Raw genomic sequence first — 15,778 nt, 5'->3', positions numbered from 1 at the left:
ATCTAGATCGATTTAACCCTATTCCTCACCCTGGCCACACCGGGAATGGTGACTTCCACCACGTCTCCGTCCCTGAGAGGACCTACACCCTCTGGAGTCCCAGTGGCCACGACATCCCCTTTTTCCAAAGTCATATAGCTAGAGATGAACGCGATCAATTCCTCCAATGAAAATATCATGTCCGCCACTCGACCTCTCTGCCTCAGTTCTCCATTCAGGCGTGTCTCTACAGTTAGCGCCTTGACATCAGGTACCTTTTTCAAAGGGAATGGTGCAGACAGAGGCGCGAAGGTGTCTATTCCTTTGGCCAATGACCAGGGCAGACCTGCCTTCCGGGCGCGAGATTGCACATCCCTGGCAGTCACATCGTTGAAAGCGGCTAAGGAGTCCACGTATTGCAACGCTTCATCTGCGCTTACCCGACTGGCTCTTCTGCCGATGATCGCCGCCAGCTCCCCTTCGTAGTCCACCCTGCCCAAACCTCTCGGGATGAGTATGTCGTCGCCATCACCCACCAAGGCCGAAGAGGGCTTGAGGAATAGCACTGGCTCCTGTGGTATTTCCGAGTTCAGCTCTCTTATATGGGCATGATAGTTTTGTCCTACACAGACGATCTTTCCCGGACGCATGGAGCTTCTCGGTTCAATCCTCATGCTTATCTTCGTTATTGCCCACGGTCTCCAGCTTCACCAGGACCCCCATTCCCTTGAGAGACATCACCACTTTGTCCGCCAAGAAAATAGCGTCCTCTAAAGTGGCCTTCTTGTCCCAAGTGTAGACGGCATCATAGTTGCCTGTTGTGGGCTTGAACCCCATGTTGTTCAAGGCGTCGAAAACCTTGGAGGGCTTGGCTCCTTCCGAGCTGAATATTACCGTGATGTAGGTCAGCATCGATTCATGCATGCAAATATATGCAATAAACCTTTTCGAAGTCTAGCTTGCATGATACGAAATTACAGCCCTCTCTCCTCTTTCGCTCGGAATCCTCGGGCGATGATATAGATCTCCGAGCTGCTCGCCCTCGAAGCCTCGGGCCCATACAGCCTGACTTCATTGAAAACTGATTTTACCTTCCTCATGAGATCTTGCATCATGTCACCCTCGAACACCTTCATCACCAGCGTCCCTCCCGGCTTGAGCACCTCGACCGCGAACTTAAGCGCATGCTCGCAAAGATCCACCGAGCGAGCGTGGTCCATGCTGTAATTGCCCGAGATGTTGGGGCTCATATCAGAAAGCACAACGTCGGCCTTCCCACCTATTGTTTCTAGAACGTTTGAGACTGTTTCCTCCTTACGCATGTCACCCTGTATGGTCACGGCGCCATCAAGCGGCTCTATCGGTTGAAGATCCACGCCCACTACCTTTCCATTTTTGCCCACCCGCTGCACCGCTACCTGGAGCCATCCACCTGGAGCCGCCCCCAAATCGGCCACGGTATATCCAGGCTTGAGAATCCTGAACTTGTCATCAATCTGCATAAGCTTGAAGGAGGCTCGGCTACGGTAATCCATTTTCTTTGCCGCCTTATAATATGGATCTTTCTTGCGCTCTGCTAGCCAGCGCTTTGACATGAGTTACCCATCCGATCACAGGAATAAAGCTTTGTCCACGATGTTGAACACTAAAAAAAGGAATCAGAGGTCAATAAAAAGTCTGTAAAATTGTATTAAGGATGGAAGAAAAGGATTGGATGTCTTCCCCCCATCGCATGATGCTAGACATGAATTCATATTCCCCCAAGGAGTCGAAAGCGAGGTAGAATACCGTATCGGAACGAATTTCATAAGGACGGATGAGGTGGCTAGCCGAGGATTCGTAAACGAGGAAATGGACAAATTTGGTATTATTTTCTTGCATCATTTGAAATATTCAAAGGAGAATCAAATCCATAAGGTGAGAGGATGAGAGGTAGCCCAAGGCCAGGGGGGGCGAGTAAAAGGAACCTCGAGAGGATGCCCGATGAGGAGTTCACCGCCTGGATATTATCCAGAATGGATATTTGTCAATGCTACAATTGCCCGACGCACAACGAGTGCGCTAAGAAGAGCGCGGAGCGCCTTTATTGTGTGGCCTCGCGCAGCCCCATGTGCATAGACAAGCGGCTGGGCTGCCTTTGCCATGACTGCCCTGTCCATCTAGAACTCTCTCTCAAGGAAGATTATCATTGCCTCAAAGGCCCTGAGATAAAGAGATCCTAGGCAGAAGATTATTTCCATCATGTCTGATTACTTAGGCGATTCGGATGAGCGAGGAACGGATGACATACGCCAAAGCCGGAGTGGACATTGAGGCGAAATCGAAAGCTATATCTTCCTTGATAAAACAGCTGAGACATAGACGCGGTGGCCGAGGCACAATGATGGAGGTCAAGGGCCAATTCACCTCCCTCATCGACTTTGGCGATGTGGCGCTAACCCTCTGCACAGATGGGGTGGGCACAAAGCTATTGGTAGCCCAGGCCATGCGAAAGTGGGATACGGTAGGGATCGACTGCATCGCCATGAACGTTAATGACACCATCTGCGTCGGAGCTGAGCCTTTGGCCTTCGTTGACTATATCGCCATGGATAGGCCTGATCCTGTAATAACCGAGGCCATCGGAATGGGGCTGGAAAAGGGTGCCAGATTGTCCAACTGTGAAATTGTTGGTGGAGAGATAGCAGTGCTACCTGAGATAGTTCAAGGAGTGGACCTATCGGGCAGCTGCCTCGGATTCGTCCCAAAGGATAAGATAGTGACTGGTGCTGAAGTCAAGGTGGGAGATGTCATAATCGGCTTGCCATCTTCGGGCGTACATTCTAATGGCCTTACATTGGCAAGAAAGGTGTTGGAGAGAAGTCAGGTACCTCTGCATGAGCGCCCGCCTGAGTTGAAAAGAACGGTGGGTGAGGAGTTATTGCAGCCTACCGCTATCTATGTCCGAAAGGTGCTAAGAATGCTCGAAGTGGTGCACCCTACAGGCATGGTGGATATCACCGGAGGGGGTCTGCGCAATTTCGTTCGCTTGAAAAAAGGCGTTCGCTTCACCATCTCCAGACCGCTAAGACCTCAACCCATATTCCAACTTCTACAAGAGCTTGGGGACATCGAAGATAAGGAGATGTATCAGACCTTCAATATGGGTATGGGATTCGCGGTAGTGCTCAGAGAGAATGATTCTAAGGAAGCTTTGCAACTATTAGGGAAAGGAGCCAAGATCGTGGGGAGCGTTGAGGAGGGCCAAGGAGTCGTCTGTTCTCCTCTGGACCTAGAATATCATTCTTATTGAATATGATTTGATGGGCAAGAAGGGCTTTTATCTTGGTTGAGGTTCAAAATCGTTTTACTTTTACCTATCTCAATCATCACTGGAGGTTATTGGAGATTTATGGCGAATTATACTCATGGATGTTTCGCCAGGGGAAGCATAAATGCTTGATCCTTAACTTTTATGTGAATTATGCTCAGCAGAGCTATCAGGCAGAGCCTTGATGTCACATTTCAGTGAGACGTGGCGACGCCCTTGCTACGAAAAATTGGAAAGAGGGGAGAATGGAGTTGTGATTCCTGAATTTGGCGAAGGCCTAGGCGATTTGGCATTTGTAGAGGAAAATACAAAGATTATATGCTTGAATAAAAGGGCCCGACCTGATTTACCGCGTGACTTGTTTGCGATATCTTCACAGAAAGGGGCATGAGTTAATCGTGATTAATTGTGCTCGAAGTGATAACAAATAAAATGGGTTAATCGATTGCGTGTCCCCTTCAGGTCTCTTGGAGCTCGCTCCGACGCCCTTCAGAAGAGTTCAGATGATTAGGCATATGAATGAGCCGAGGGTCAAGAATGTAGGAGAGAGGATGTTAATGCCTGGCATAAAATTGGAAGGGAATATGTTGTTAACAAAGCTGAGCCTTTTTGAATTCTCGCCAGTCGAATCCTTCTTATTGGCGGTGCGACCGAACGCTTCAAACATGTAAGTCTCCAGAGCGTAACTCTGTCAGAAGAAATCGGTCTCGCATTTTATGCGCGATTACGGCTGCTACTGCCCCCAGAGCGGTGCATGTCTCTAAGGAATGCCCACCGAAGGTGATGTCAAGATGATTTGATACCAGCTCACGCAAATCCCTAGGCACCCCCTTCGGTCCTGTGCCGAAAATAAGGCAAATGCTCGTCCCTGAAGCGAGCAGATCTACTATGTCATCAACTATCCTTGCCTTAGCCGAGTCTGGTTCACAAGTAGTCAAAACGAGCTCTCCTAGCTGGGGAGGCGAGCCTCTGCTGAAGTAGGAAAAGCTCTGGAATCGACCTTTTTTTGCCAGCTCCTTAAGATAAGAACCATCCTCTCCTATACTCGTTGTGGTAGCAATCCAATCTGCCATTTCTTGGGGAGTGTTCAATTCTTTCGGGAAGGGGAATCCGAAGGTGGCAAGATTCATCTCATAGGCCAAGGCTAGAGGGCCTGCGCGAGCGAGTATGCGCCGGTGAGCTTCCCGAAAATTATTGGGGTCATATGAATTCCATAGCCCGATGGTAGCTCTACCTCTTTTGCGCGTCATCTCTCCTCTTTGGGGCATAGGGTACTAATTTTGGGGCTCATTCAGGTAGTAATTAGAGTCCCAGCGGAACTTGCTTTACTGACTTCAGCATATCTCCGTCCCACTCGTAGCTTAAACGCTTCCGTCCTTTCCACAACTTTTTCTGAAGGATATAACCCACAAGAAGGCTCAGGCCGATAGACGCTTCCACATAGGCCACAGATTTTTCCGCATCCCGATTTATCTTGCCCCAAGACTGTGCCTCTTCGAAGGTGCAGCCCGATAGCCCTCCCCATTGGGGTGTATCTTGAGTAATCTGAATAGCGTAGTGGTGTCCTCCTTTATCATAACCCAGCGTCTCGCAAATGACCTCTGTTTGTTGGATGTAGTTCTTCGGCACTCCTCCACCGATGTAAATGACGGCGGTCTTGTCCGCATGTATCTTCAATTGCGTTAGCTCCCAGTTGTCACGTATGGGGTCGATGCGCATGAAGTCCTTACCGGCCCTCCGCCTTTCCACGTACAGCCCTGTCAGTCCAATGCCGATGGAGCTGTCATTGAGAGCAGGGACAAATATGGGAACGCCGTATTTGTAGGCGTTGCCCAGGATCGATGCCTTATCCTTCTCGCATTCCTGGCCCAAGATGGACATGAATTCGCGGCTGGAGTATGCTCTCGGTTCCAATTCTCCCGCGATCTTTCCTATATAGGCGTCTGTTTCGCGGAACTTGTTCTCGTCCACCAAGGTGTCATAAATGCGATCGATGAACAATTCCCTCAAAGCCAAGTCGTCCGTGCGCGGGGATGTCTTCCAATGATGATAGCCGCGCGCTTGATAGAAGTCCTGATAAGGAATGGCGCCAATGCTCACAATGGCATCCACGATGCCGAATTTGACCATGTCCGCGATGACTTTTCTCAAGCCGGCGGCGACGAGGGGGCCAGCTAGACCGAGAATAATTGTAGGTCGGCTTTTATCTGAAAGTGCTTTCTCGTAAACTATAGCACAGGTGGCAAGAGCCCTACTTTGTATGGAGCTATCTTTATAAGCCTCGACCAGGTCCGCGACCGTTGTGATCTTATCGAAATCGATGGCTTTGACCTTCTCCTTCAACACATCAGATCTTTTGACCATGGAGTCAACCGAGAGATGTATCGAAACCTAGTATTTCCACTTTGTCCCTCTCACCACGAGCCCCTCTTACCCTTTTTAATTTCTTCTTCTCTCCTCTGGCTTACGTGGTCTAGAGCATATGGCATACATATCCCCATCGAAGAATACATCTAGGTCTGGGTTCTCCTCCTGAATCTCCTGTATCTTACGCAAAACTTCCCTTAGGGTCATGTCTCCATCCTTGCTGATCTTGACATGAACCTTCGTCTCTGTCATCCAGTACCTCCGATGGACCGTTCCCTTAGTAAGGAGGTTACCACGATATATAATCTTTTTTTGTGCTGGCAAAAAGCCCCTAAAAAGCAGGTATCACTGAAATTCATACCTGTGACCTGAAGGGGTTGAATATCAATCCTGCAAATAACGCTACATCCAGCTGGAAAATCAAATATGCTATTCATAACGAAATATATTAATATGGTCTGGGTGAGTGTGCGAAACGAAGTAGTTAATATAATCAGGAGTGAAGAGGGTTGGGAACAACCAAGAAGGCCGCGCAGCTGAGAAATGAGCCAATGGTTGCAGAGCCAGAGAAATTAGGTTCGACGGAACCCCTTACCGACGGGGCGAACGCTGACAAAACCGAGGAGCTTCGCCGATGGCTTACAGGCGAGGAGGACAACCTTCTTTCTTGGCTCAGCGAATCGGAGCCCATTGAGAACTCCGAAGTGATCCCCCATTCCACCTCTAGTGCGGAATCAACCATAGAACAGGGAGAGCATTTGCTAATTGATGATGCATGCATGAACGATTTGAGGGCCATAATAGTGGAGGCTTTGGGGGATGGCTATTCCATGGAGTCCTTAATAGATATGGGCCCAAAGGAGTTGTTGCTGAGGGTAAAGCAAATCGTGGAGGCCAACCAAAATCTTCGAGTTGAATTGGAGAAGGAGAAACAGGCCAATCTTATTATGAGGCGAGAGTTCGAGAATGCCATGTCAACCCTCCCCCAGGATCAGAAAGAGTTAATAAAGAAGCAGATGGAGCTAGCAGAAAGGGAGGCTTTGCTCCAGGCGAAATCGCGCAAGATTGGTCGTGAGGAGGGGTATCTGGATTCTGTGGACGTGGCCTCCGTTTCTGAGTTGGAGGAGCGGTTCCAAGCGGAGCTGCGCCAGAAAGAGATGGAGTTTAGAGAGAAGGAGAAGGACTATAAGGCTAAGGTCGAGTACTTGGCGGAAGAATTGAAGCGCAAGAGCCTGGAGGAGCAACAGAAGGAAGACGAGCTCAAATTCGCCAAGATGGACACATCACAGGCCGCTAAGGAGATGGAGCAGAAACTGCGGGAGATACAGCTCAAAGAGAAGCGCATGATGCTCATGGAGGAGGAGATTGCCAGGCTCAAAATAGAATTGCGTGAGCGGGATGATGAGCTGCGCAAGATCAAGGAAGTAGTGGGTTATAAGGAACAAGAGCTGCTGCGTCGCGAAGAGGATCTCGAGTATCGCGAAAAACTCATGGCCAGCGAGCGACGAAAATTGGACGAGGCCAAGCGCGAGAGCACAAATATTGACGAATTGGAATTGAAGAAGAGATTGGAGGAGCTAAAGGCGGAAGTGCAGCGCAAAGAGGAGGAGCTAATCGCCAAAGAGAAGTTCCTTAACGCCAAAATGGAGGAGTTGCGCCTTCGCGAACAAGGAATCATAGAAGACGAAATTCGTCGTCGCGAGGAGGAAAGGGCTATTGAATATACCGTAGCCAAGGTAAAGACAGGCAACTCTCGCTTCGACGATCTGTTATTGGGCGGGATTCCATTCGGCTCTAATGTGCTTATCCACGGGCCTCCTTTCATCGGCAAGGAGATAATGATCAACCAATTCATAGCTGAAGGTCTGAAGAAAGGTGTACCGTGCATCTGGGTGATCACCGATAAGACCCCGAAGGATATCCGGGAAGAGATGAGACCGATAATATCTGGCTATGAGGAATATGAGCGCCTTGGGCTGGTCAGGTATATCGACTCCTACTCACGCAGCATGGGAGAGACGACTGAGGATCCATATGCTATATACATCGATGAACCGACTGACCATGACCGAATAATGGAAGCCACGGATAAGGTTGCCAAGGAATTCAAGGAGAAGCACAAATATTATCGTCTTGCCTTCCGCTCAGTATCCACTTTGATCGCCTACTCTGATCCTAACACCGCTTTCCGCTTCCTCAATCCTTTCTGTGGACGCAGGAAGAGAGATGGTGCGGTAAGCATGTATGTAATAGAGAAGGGCATGCACGGCGAGCAAGAAATACAAATGTTGGGATCGATCATGGATGGAATGGTGGACTTCAAGCTCGACCAGCTGAAGACCTATTTCTCCGTGCAAGGCATATGTGAGGTGCAATCGCGCTCCTACATCAGATACACCGTGGGAAAGCACGGCCTGAGCATTGGATCCTTCTCCCTGGACCACATAAGGTGATGCTAGAATTAGAACTGCACCAACTGTCCTGTAGAACCTAAGGCGGAAATTAGGTTATCTCTGGACTGGGACTTGGTCGCTTGGCAAGCTGCGGCTGTTGGATGTTGATGTGGGGCATGGGCACGGGCGGAGGGAGACGGATATCCCTGGCTACCAATAGGGCCGTGGGTATGCAATTAGGGACCACGGTGTTATGCACCAGATTAGCCCACTCAGGAGGCATTGAGCCTTTCTTGGTCCATTCATCCAACAATGGCTCCACATCTCCTTGGAGGACTAGTTGACCTTCAATCTTGATGAAGCCCAGGCCTGCGTAATTGGATGTAAAGCGGTAATCCACCAACGCCGTCCCATCCGGACCTCTTGAGATCTGGGTTACGGCGCTATTGTGATCTATTCTTATGTTAGTCACCTTCTCTCCCGCCTTAGAGAACCTCTTGGCTTCGATTACTGAGATCTCGAAATTCCTGACCTGCATGATTATGCCTCCCCTTCATAGTTCAGCTCAATAATAGTATTTTGTGGAATTTTTCAGCAACCTTAAGAGAAAAGGAAAAGTGCCGCAGGCCGGACTTGAACCAGCGACTTCAAGATCTTCAGTCTTGCACTCTCCCAGCTGAGTTACTGCGGCGGGCCTATCGTGAAAAGGGAAGGACTGTATTAAATTTATTGCATGAGATCGACCGCGAGTACATCACGAGCTAGGAGACCTAGGCGAAGCGATACTTAGTCACTTTAGAAAGACTTACTCGATTCCGGCAAATCGCCCTTTATCCTTGCAATAAATTTATATTTACCCCCTCCCAGATGATACTGGCAGCAGTACGTTTATATATTCTTTAAAACGTCAATTATCCCAGGCTGGTTGGGGGACTGGTCAAGGTATGCTCGAGCGCCCCAAGCGAAATATATGGAAAAATACGGATGTAAGCCGCTTTTTAAAGCGGGATCGTGATGAAAGAGGAGTGGCATCGACGGTCGGTACCATAATGGCTCTTCTCGTGTTCTTAACCTTTCTTACCCTTTTTACTAATTCATACATACCAGTCTGGATGATAGATAATGAGAGGAACCACATGAACACTGTGGTCAACCAATTTGGGGAGTTGAAGAGCAAGGTGGACATGCTCAGTCTTGGGGCACGGATCTCTGGGATGAGCGATCTGAATATGTATCAGCCCGTGGATCTGGGGGCTGATGGCATACCCGTATTCGCAGCTCCTACTGCTGGTGTTCTCAGTTATAGCCCTTTCACCATTGGAGAAAGCAGCCTTAGGATCAAATTCAATTATACCATAGGCACGTCAAGCATACTTTACGATCAATTAGGGGGTGGTATGATAATGTTCTACGCCCCTAATCGCTATTATGTCCAACAGTGGGTGACGTATGAGAATGGTGCCATATTGATTCGTCAAGAGGATGGTCAGACCGTTCGCGCATTTCCCAGCTTCAACCTGGACAAACCTTTAGCCACCTCTAAGGTGGAGATAAGCTTCACTCAAGTGGATTTTATCGGGCGTAATGGCAGTGTGGCCGGGACCTCAAGTGCAGGCCTGAATATAGATTTGATTCATTTCGATTCTCAGGCCTATCAGATCGATGGTGCAGTCGTTTTTGAATTCAAGACTTTGAATGCAGATGCTTGGTATAGCTATCTCCAATCCTATATCGAGAATATCCAGAATATGGCAGAGAACAGCGACTACCAACTTTCCAAATCCTCCAACAATGTCACCTTGAAAATATTAGGAGCGGGTAATTTCTCTTTGAGTCGGGCCGTAGTTCAGGTGGCGCTGCAGATGTCTTGAGGCGAAGGTGTGCATATGAAAAACTTAAAGAAGGACATGGTCGGAGGTGCGAGTCAGGTAGAGACTGGTTCAGCGCAAGAGGAGGACAAGGTCAAATCCAACAAGCTTCGGGATTCCTATTACAAGTTCCTACTTCGCCTATCGCCTAGGAAAGGGGCCATGGTACGATTACCAGCAGGAAAAATCCAAGAGAGAATTGATTGGTCTAAGGGAAAAGGTTCGGTAATCACGGAGATACCTAAGATCGAGAACCCCAACATAGAACTGGCGGACATCTACCCTGTGAATGAACCTTTCAGCTACATTAGAGTCACTTTCAACAATGAGAACTCAGAGTACCTGCTGGAAACCATCGAGCCTAAGCTGAGCGAGGAAGAGGAGAAGCTGCTGAAGCTAGTAAAGGATACTCTAGAGCGTACCTTAGGGTATGAATGGGAGAAGCTTACCCAATTGGACAAGGACAAATACTTGCGAGAGGCGGTGGACTCCTTCTTCGAAACGCGCGGGATGCGTGTGGACCAGATCACCAGGAAAAAGATTGGTTATTACATCATAAGAGATTTCGTGGGTTACGGACCAATCGATCCTCTTATGCGCGATGAGAATGTGGAAGACATTTCTTGCGATGGCGTGGGCGTACCGCTATTCCTATTCCATCGTAAATACGAGAGTATACGCACCCAATTGAAATTCGCGGATGAGGATTCCCTTAATTCCTTCGTTGTAGCCCTGGCACAAAGGTGTGGAAAACAGATCTCTGTGTCCAATCCCATATTAGACGGTACCACGCCAGAAGGACATCGTGTTCAAGCCACATATTCTCGAGAAGTAACCACTCGCGGAGGAACTTTTACCATCCGCCGCTTCAAGGAGAAGCCTTTTACACCCGTTGACCTCATAAAATTCGGGACGGCAAGCCCGGAAATGGTAGCTTATTTCTGGATAGCTGTGGAGCATGGCGAATCTGCGATTATAGCGGGAGGCACGGCCTCAGGCAAGACGGCCACGCTAAACTCCATAGCCTTGTTCATCCCACCAGGGGCGAAGATCGTCACCATGGAGGATACCAGAGAGATTAACCTTCCCCATGAGAACTGGATTCCCGGTACCACGCGAACTGGAGTGGGGGAGAAGGATGTAGGAGGCAAGGCCGCGGGAGAGATAGACATGTATGATCTGGTAAGGGCTGCCCTGAGGCAAAGGCCGAACTACATCATAGTGGGAGAGGTTCGCGGCAAAGAGACTTACATCATGTTCCAAGCCATGGCCACCGGACATACCACCTATTCTACCATGCACGCTGATTCCGTGAAGAGCATGGTCAACAGACTTGAAAACCCTCCAATTAACTGTCCTAGGATATTGCTGACAGCGCTACGCAACGTGATCATACAAACCCATGTTAGAGTAGGTACTGAACTTGCTAGAAGGATTAAGCAAGTCATAGAAATAGTAGGATTCGAGCCAGAGACCAATGAGCTCATCACCAACACCGTATATGAATGGGACCAGGCCACGGACAAGTTCCTTTACAAAGGCCACTCTTTCCTTTTTGACAAGATAATGGAGATGAAGTCCTTGACCCATGAGCAGATGATGGCCGAGTTCGAACGCAGGGTAGACATCGTGCGCTATATGGTATTCAAGGACATGACCGACCATAGGAAGATCTGGTCTCTGATAAACCAATATTATAAAGAGCCAGACAAAACGATAGAGCGCGTGCGCAAGGAAATGCAAGAGGGGGGTTTAAAAGTTGGCGCCTGAAGTCTCTGATATTTTTGCTCGATTGGAATCGTCCAAAAAGCGCTATTTGAAAACCAAGACTTCAGAGGAGGAGCCTTTACACTTCGGACCTCATCTAATCAAGCTGCCAGAGGGTGCCGTGCCAGAATATGTTAAGCTAACAAAATACCAGCAATTTTGCTGGCGCACGCTAGGCAGAATGGTGAAGATGAGAGCCAAGCCCAATCCTAAACTCGAGCTTTCACTCCTACAGGCGCACATGCGTATGCGCCCTGAAGAATATATGGCCTATGTTTGGATGACGACCATATTAGTAGGCATGATTGCTGCTGTGATTGCCATAACCCTAGGGGCTACATTCGTAGCTTTGCTAGGGATTGATGCAGCCTTCGTTCTCATATTCTCTGTGATGATTGTGATGTTGCCTCCCCTGATGACGTATATGATCCTGATCTCTAGCCCAGGGAGCAAAGCGAAGGCTCGAGCTAGAGATATCGACAAAAGGATCGGAGCCGCCATGAGCTTTATATCTGCCATGGCTTCAGCTGATGTTAACGTTGACGTCATTTTCAAAGAGCTCTCGCGACAGGATATCTATGGGGAGATAAAGAACGAAGCTGAATGGATAACCAGAGACACGGAGCTGCTCGGCATAGACATACTTACTGCCATAAGTAAAGCCGCGCAGAGGACTCCGTCCTCTAAGTTCCAAGAATTCCTACAAGGAGTGGTGACGACTTCAACATCAGGAGGGCAATTGAAACCTTATTTCCTGCAGAAGGCGGAACAGTTCGAGAAAGAGGCAAAGCTTGAAATGCGCTCTCAGCTGGAAACACTAGGGCTAATGGCAGAGTCGTTCGTCACGGTGGTGGTAGCATTTCCCTTGTTCCTAATCGTCATCATGGCTATCATGGCTATAGTCCCTGGAGGAGGGGGGAGCGCCAGTTTCACTGTGATGCTTCTCTGGATGGTGGTGCTCTTGATGGTGCCGATCTCGCAGTTCGGTTTCATTTTCTTCATCTGGAACTCGACCAAGGAGTCTTCCATGTAAGGTGGTGCCATGGCAAAGAAGGAAGAGATATTAGACATGCGGGAATTGACCAAGAGGAAAAAGGACTATTCCAAGCTGCTTCTCTATGGTGGCTTGGCAGTAGGCGCAGTTTTCTTCTTAATTGGAGCCTTGGACGCCATAGGCGGATTGCAAACAGGACTCCTTTGGATCGATTACGTTGCCATTGGTCTAATGGCCATATGCGGCCCTTATGGTTTCTATGCCACTTATAAACATAAGAAGATAAAGGAGATAGAGTCCCGTCTACCTGATTTCCTGCGCGATGTGGCCGAAGCTGGCAGATTCGGCATGACGCTCGCTGAAGCCGTGAAGGTATCATCGCGTGGAAGGTATGGAGGCCTGACGCCAGAGATAAGGAGAATGGCGGCGCAAATCGATTGGGGGGTACCGGCCGCGGAGGCAATGCGACTTTTCGCAGAGCGAGTCAACACACCTTTGACCAACCGTATGATGTCTATAATCATCAAGGCCAACGATGCGGGGGGAAATGTGGCTGATGTCCTGACCATGGTAGCGCATGACGCCAGAGAAGTCATGCTCTCCGAGGACGAGAGACGCATTGCCATGGCTACCTACACGGTCGTGATTTACGTTTCCTTCATCGTATTCATTGCCACCATTTTCATTCTCAATGTTACCTTCCTGCCTAAGATGGTGGAGGCAGGTACCTCCATCACTACCGGCATGGCGCAAACTGGAGGGGCATCGTCGCTACCTGTGAGCATACAAACGGAAGTAATCCCAACCATACAATTGATCTTCATCGTTTCGGTAGTCATACATGCCTTTGGGGACGGCATTCTTGCAGGAGTGCTCCAAGACGGAAGGATCGCGAATGGGATGAGGCACAGCTTCATAATGCTGCTGATAGGGCTGATAGGTACCAGAGTAATCGGAGGCTGAGAAGATGGCGGCAAGCAGCGAAGAGCAAGGGGCAAGAGCAGTTCAGGAACGTGGTGGAGTGGACCTTCTATCTGGCTATCAGAAACTCTTGCTCCGCATCAGGAATCGCCCTATCAGGGTGCGCATGCCTGCAAAGACCTCTACAGGAGAGTCGTTGTCTATAACCGAGATCCCCCATATCGAGGATCCTAATGTGGAAGAAGTGGAAGTGGCTCAGATTACTCCTCCTTACACTTATGTGAGAATCCTCTATGACAATGTAAGTTCTGAATACACGTATGAGGTGATAGAGCCACAACTGACAGAAGACGAGAAAGAGCTTCTTACCATTTTAAAGCAAGCACTGGTAATGACGTTGAATTTGGCTCAGAGTGAGGATGTGAAGGGGAAGGAGTCGATATTGCGGGAGGCTACCGACCAGCTCATGCGAAGCATGAATATCAATCTCAACCCAATTTCGAAAGAAAGGATCTTCTATTACCTTCGCCGCGATTTCATAGGCTATGGGGTCATCGACGTTATGATGATTGACCCGAACGTGGAGGATTGTTCCTGTGATGGTGTCGGCATCCCCCTTTACATATTCCATAGGAAATATGGATCTATACGCTCTAATGTCAAGTTCGAAAACGAGCTGGACCTAGACTCTTATGTGGTCTGGTTAGCGCAGAAGTGTGGCAAGCACATCTCGGTGGCAGATCCACTGTTGGACGCCACCATACCGGATGGATCTAGATTGAATGCCACACTTGGTAAGCATGTGACCAAGAGAGGATCGAGCTTCACCATCCGACGATTCAAAGAGAACCCCTTTACCCCCATCGACCTGCTCAAGTTCAAGACCATGAGCACGGATATGATGGCTTATCTCTGGACGGCCACAGAATACGGCAGCTCCATGCTGGTCTGTGGAGGTACGGCTTCAGGTAAGACCACCACCCTAAACGCTGTCCTTCTGTTCATCCCTCCCCAAATGAAGATCGTCAGCATAGAGGATACTCGAGAACTGAACCTTCCCCATGAGAACTGGATACCTTCACTCACCAGAGAGGGGTTCGGGGGTAGGAAATCCTCTTCTGCTGGCACGATTGATATGTTCGAGCTGCTTACTGCTGCCCTTCGCCAAAGGCCCCAGTATCTGATGGTAGGGGAGGTCAGAGGTAAAGAGGCCTATGTGGTATTCCAAGCCATGGCCACAGGAAAGACTGCTTATTCCACCTTCCATGCTGAGGATGTGCAGGCCATGGTCCATAGAATGGAGAATGACCCCATCAATCTCCCGCGCGCACTCATGACCGCCCTAGACATCGTTTTGCTGCAAGCGCAAGTGAAGGTGGGAACGAAGATGACCAGACGCGTGAAATCGCTCACGGAAATCGTCGGCATGGACCCTGAGACAGGAGAGCTGATAACCAATTCTGTTTACACCTGGAACCCAGCGGATGACACCTTCAACTATTCAGGTCATTCTTATGTTTATGAGAAAGTTCGTACCATACGGAATTGGTCGCCGAGGGAGATGGAGCGAGAGATCAAACGGCGAGTGGACATATTAGAATACATGAAGAAGGCTGGATTCGATAATTATCGCCAGGTGGCAAAAGTCATCTCCGGCTATTATAAGGATCCAGAACGTGTTGCCAAGGAGATTCGGGAGAAGATGCAAGAACTCCCTTAAAATAATTTATCCTATCCAAGGAAAGTTTGTCTTCAAAAAGCGAACGCACGATGCAAGAACATATGAGAATAGAGACCACGCAAAAAGCCAAGAGAGTCTACGAGCTCCTTAGCCAAGTCCCCCAAGGAAGGGTGACTACCTATGGCGCTCTGGCCAAAGCATCAGGATTAGGGCGAGCTTACAGGTTGGTAGGCGCCATATTAAGATCTAATCCTTATTCACCATACTTTCCTTGCCACAGAGTAGTGATGTCGGATGGAAGATTAGGTGGCTATCATGGCTCGGATCCAGAAAAAATTAAGATCAAGGCTTCGCTACTAGCTTTGGAGGGAGTTGAGGTCCAAGAAAACAAGGTGATTAACTTCAAGGTCTTGTTTTTCGATGATTTCAAATGTGAATGATGACCGATTTCTAAAAAAAATTCTAAACCTTCATTGGTCTCTGAAGATCTTGAAAAGA

The 15,778-nt window shown here is 48.9% G+C and carries 18 protein-coding genes and 1 tRNA gene; 10 read left to right on the top strand and 9 right to left on the bottom strand.

What is annotated here, in order from left to right; all coding sequences use genetic code 11:
• Window positions 1-2: 2 nt before the first annotated feature.
• The 3 genes from QW520_01045 to QW520_01035 all read right to left on the bottom strand — a co-directional run bounded on the left by QW520_01045 (window position 3) and on the right by QW520_01035 (window position 1,574).
• Window positions 3-629: a fumarylacetoacetate hydrolase family protein gene (locus QW520_01045; protein MEM0448395.1), complete on the bottom strand. Its 627-nt coding sequence runs from the start codon at window positions 627-629 to the stop codon at window positions 3-5.
• A gap of 13 nt (window positions 630-642) precedes the next feature.
• Entirely contained in the window at window positions 643-891 is a 249-nt protein-coding gene (locus QW520_01040) for a hypothetical protein (GenBank protein MEM0448394.1), read from the bottom strand.
• A gap of 62 nt (window positions 892-953) precedes the next feature.
• Window positions 954-1,574 (bottom strand): RlmE family RNA methyltransferase, encoded by a 621-nt coding sequence (locus QW520_01035; GenBank protein MEM0448393.1) that lies wholly within the window; start codon window positions 1,572-1,574, stop codon window positions 954-956.
• 115 nt (window positions 1,575-1,689) lie between these two features.
• Between QW520_01035 and QW520_01030 the strand changes: the two genes are divergently transcribed.
• Genes QW520_01030 through purM form a run of 3 tightly spaced genes read left to right on the top strand, consistent with a single transcriptional unit; the run spans window position 1,690 to window position 3,271 of the window.
• On the top strand, window positions 1,690-1,908 hold the full coding sequence (locus tag QW520_01030) for a hypothetical protein (protein MEM0448392.1): 219 nt from the start codon (window positions 1,690-1,692) through the stop codon (window positions 1,906-1,908).
• Complete coding sequence (locus QW520_01025; protein ID MEM0448391.1) at window positions 1,905-2,201, top strand: DUF2769 domain-containing protein; 297 nt, start codon at window positions 1,905-1,907, stop codon at window positions 2,199-2,201. The genes QW520_01030 and QW520_01025 overlap by 4 nt, the downstream gene beginning before the upstream one ends.
• 44 nt (window positions 2,202-2,245) lie before the next feature.
• On the top strand, window positions 2,246-3,271 hold the full coding sequence (purM, locus tag QW520_01020) for a phosphoribosylformylglycinamidine cyclo-ligase (protein MEM0448390.1): 1,026 nt from the start codon (window positions 2,246-2,248) through the stop codon (window positions 3,269-3,271).
• A 517-nt stretch (window positions 3,272-3,788) separates the two neighbouring features.
• On the opposite strand, the gene QW520_01015 is transcribed toward purM, so the two are convergent.
• The 4 genes from QW520_01015 to QW520_01000 form a co-directional block, all read right to left on the bottom strand.
• Window positions 3,789-3,956: a hypothetical protein gene (locus QW520_01015; GenBank protein ID MEM0448389.1), complete on the bottom strand. Its 168-nt coding sequence runs from the start codon at window positions 3,954-3,956 to the stop codon at window positions 3,789-3,791.
• Window positions 3,949-4,539: a DUF531 family protein gene (locus QW520_01010; GenBank protein MEM0448388.1), complete on the bottom strand. Its 591-nt coding sequence runs from the start codon at window positions 4,537-4,539 to the stop codon at window positions 3,949-3,951. The genes QW520_01015 and QW520_01010 overlap by 8 nt, the downstream gene beginning before the upstream one ends.
• A 52-nt stretch (window positions 4,540-4,591) precedes the next feature.
• Entirely contained in the window at window positions 4,592-5,653 is a 1,062-nt protein-coding gene (locus QW520_01005; GenBank protein ID MEM0448387.1) for a deoxyhypusine synthase family protein, read from the bottom strand.
• Between the two features lie 75 nt (window positions 5,654-5,728).
• Window positions 5,729-5,908 carry a hypothetical protein gene (locus QW520_01000; protein ID MEM0448386.1) on the bottom strand — a complete coding sequence of 60 codons (180 nt, stop codon included), beginning with the start codon at window positions 5,906-5,908 and terminating at the stop codon, window positions 5,729-5,731.
• Window positions 5,909-6,165: 257 nt separating this feature from the next.
• Between QW520_01000 and QW520_00995 the strand changes: the two genes are divergently transcribed.
• The gene (locus tag QW520_00995; GenBank protein MEM0448385.1) at window positions 6,166-8,109 is read left to right on the top strand and encodes an ATPase domain-containing protein; all 1,944 of its coding nucleotides are present in this window, start codon (window positions 6,166-6,168) and stop codon (window positions 8,107-8,109) included.
• Between the two features lie 49 nt (window positions 8,110-8,158).
• Here the strand turns inward: QW520_00995 and QW520_00990 are convergent, their stop codons facing one another.
• On the bottom strand, window positions 8,159-8,587 hold the full coding sequence (locus QW520_00990) for a hypothetical protein (GenBank protein ID MEM0448384.1): 429 nt from the start codon (window positions 8,585-8,587) through the stop codon (window positions 8,159-8,161).
• Between the two features lie 80 nt (window positions 8,588-8,667).
• Window positions 8,668-8,740, bottom strand: a tRNA-Phe gene (locus QW520_00985).
• A gap of 253 nt (window positions 8,741-8,993) precedes the next feature.
• Between QW520_00985 and QW520_00980 the strand changes: the two genes are divergently transcribed.
• From QW520_00980 to QW520_00955, 6 genes are all read left to right on the top strand, one after another.
• Complete coding sequence (locus QW520_00980; protein MEM0448383.1) at window positions 8,994-9,920, top strand: hypothetical protein; 927 nt, start codon at window positions 8,994-8,996, stop codon at window positions 9,918-9,920.
• A gap of 15 nt (window positions 9,921-9,935) precedes the next feature.
• The gene (locus tag QW520_00975; GenBank protein ID MEM0448382.1) at window positions 9,936-11,687 is read left to right on the top strand and encodes a type II/IV secretion system ATPase subunit; all 1,752 of its coding nucleotides are present in this window, start codon (window positions 9,936-9,938) and stop codon (window positions 11,685-11,687) included.
• Entirely contained in the window at window positions 11,677-12,717 is a 1,041-nt protein-coding gene (locus tag QW520_00970; protein MEM0448381.1) for a type II secretion system F family protein, read from the top strand. The genes QW520_00975 and QW520_00970 overlap by 11 nt, the downstream gene beginning before the upstream one ends.
• A gap of 9 nt (window positions 12,718-12,726) precedes the next feature.
• On the top strand, window positions 12,727-13,641 hold the full coding sequence (locus tag QW520_00965; GenBank protein MEM0448380.1) for a type II secretion system F family protein: 915 nt from the start codon (window positions 12,727-12,729) through the stop codon (window positions 13,639-13,641).
• Between the two features lie 4 nt (window positions 13,642-13,645).
• On the top strand, window positions 13,646-15,319 hold the full coding sequence (locus QW520_00960; protein ID MEM0448379.1) for a type II/IV secretion system ATPase subunit: 1,674 nt from the start codon (window positions 13,646-13,648) through the stop codon (window positions 15,317-15,319).
• Between the two features lie 62 nt (window positions 15,320-15,381).
• The gene (locus QW520_00955; protein ID MEM0448378.1) at window positions 15,382-15,720 is read left to right on the top strand and encodes an MGMT family protein; all 339 of its coding nucleotides are present in this window, start codon (window positions 15,382-15,384) and stop codon (window positions 15,718-15,720) included.
• The last annotated feature ends 58 nt before the right edge of the window (window positions 15,721-15,778 follow it).

The sequence above is a fragment of the Methanomassiliicoccales archaeon genome, assembly GCA_038740345.1.
In the GTDB taxonomy this organism is placed as follows: domain Archaea; phylum Thermoplasmatota; class Thermoplasmata; order Methanomassiliicoccales; family UBA472; genus JAJRAN01.
The sequence above is the reverse complement of the archived record's forward strand: the minus strand, read 5'-3'. Positions and strand labels throughout refer to the sequence as shown.

Bases quoted from the DNA above. Each gene is read 5' to 3' on its own strand.
- QW520_01045 (MEM0448395.1), bottom strand. From the start codon at position 629: ATGCGTCCGGGAAAGATCGTCTGTGTAGGACAAAACTATCATGCCCAT.
- QW520_01025 (MEM0448391.1), top strand. From the start codon at position 1,905: ATGAGAGGTAGCCCAAGGCCAGGGGGGGCGAGTAAAAGGAACCTCGAG.
- QW520_01035 (MEM0448393.1), bottom strand. From the start codon at position 1,574: ATGTCAAAGCGCTGGCTAGCAGAGCGCAAGAAAGATCCATATTATAAG.
- QW520_01040 (MEM0448394.1), bottom strand. From the start codon at position 891: ATGCTGACCTACATCACGGTAATATTCAGCTCGGAAGGAGCCAAGCCC.
- QW520_00965 (MEM0448380.1), top strand. From the start codon at position 12,727: ATGGCAAAGAAGGAAGAGATATTAGACATGCGGGAATTGACCAAGAGG.
- QW520_01010 (MEM0448388.1), bottom strand. From the start codon at position 4,539: ATGACGCGCAAAAGAGGTAGAGCTACCATCGGGCTATGGAATTCATAT.
- QW520_00990 (MEM0448384.1), bottom strand. From the start codon at position 8,587: ATGCAGGTCAGGAATTTCGAGATCTCAGTAATCGAAGCCAAGAGGTTC.
- QW520_01000 (MEM0448386.1), bottom strand. From the start codon at position 5,908: ATGACAGAGACGAAGGTTCATGTCAAGATCAGCAAGGATGGAGACATG.
- QW520_00955 (MEM0448378.1), top strand. From the start codon at position 15,382: ATGAGAATAGAGACCACGCAAAAAGCCAAGAGAGTCTACGAGCTCCTT.
- QW520_00975 (MEM0448382.1), top strand. From the start codon at position 9,936: ATGAAAAACTTAAAGAAGGACATGGTCGGAGGTGCGAGTCAGGTAGAG.
- QW520_00960 (MEM0448379.1), top strand. From the start codon at position 13,646: ATGGCGGCAAGCAGCGAAGAGCAAGGGGCAAGAGCAGTTCAGGAACGT.
- QW520_01005 (MEM0448387.1), bottom strand. From the start codon at position 5,653: ATGGTCAAAAGATCTGATGTGTTGAAGGAGAAGGTCAAAGCCATCGAT.
- purM (MEM0448390.1), top strand. From the start codon at position 2,246: ATGAGCGAGGAACGGATGACATACGCCAAAGCCGGAGTGGACATTGAG.
- QW520_01015 (MEM0448389.1), bottom strand. From the start codon at position 3,956: ATGTTTGAAGCGTTCGGTCGCACCGCCAATAAGAAGGATTCGACTGGC.
- QW520_00980 (MEM0448383.1), top strand. From the start codon at position 8,994: ATGCTCGAGCGCCCCAAGCGAAATATATGGAAAAATACGGATGTAAGC.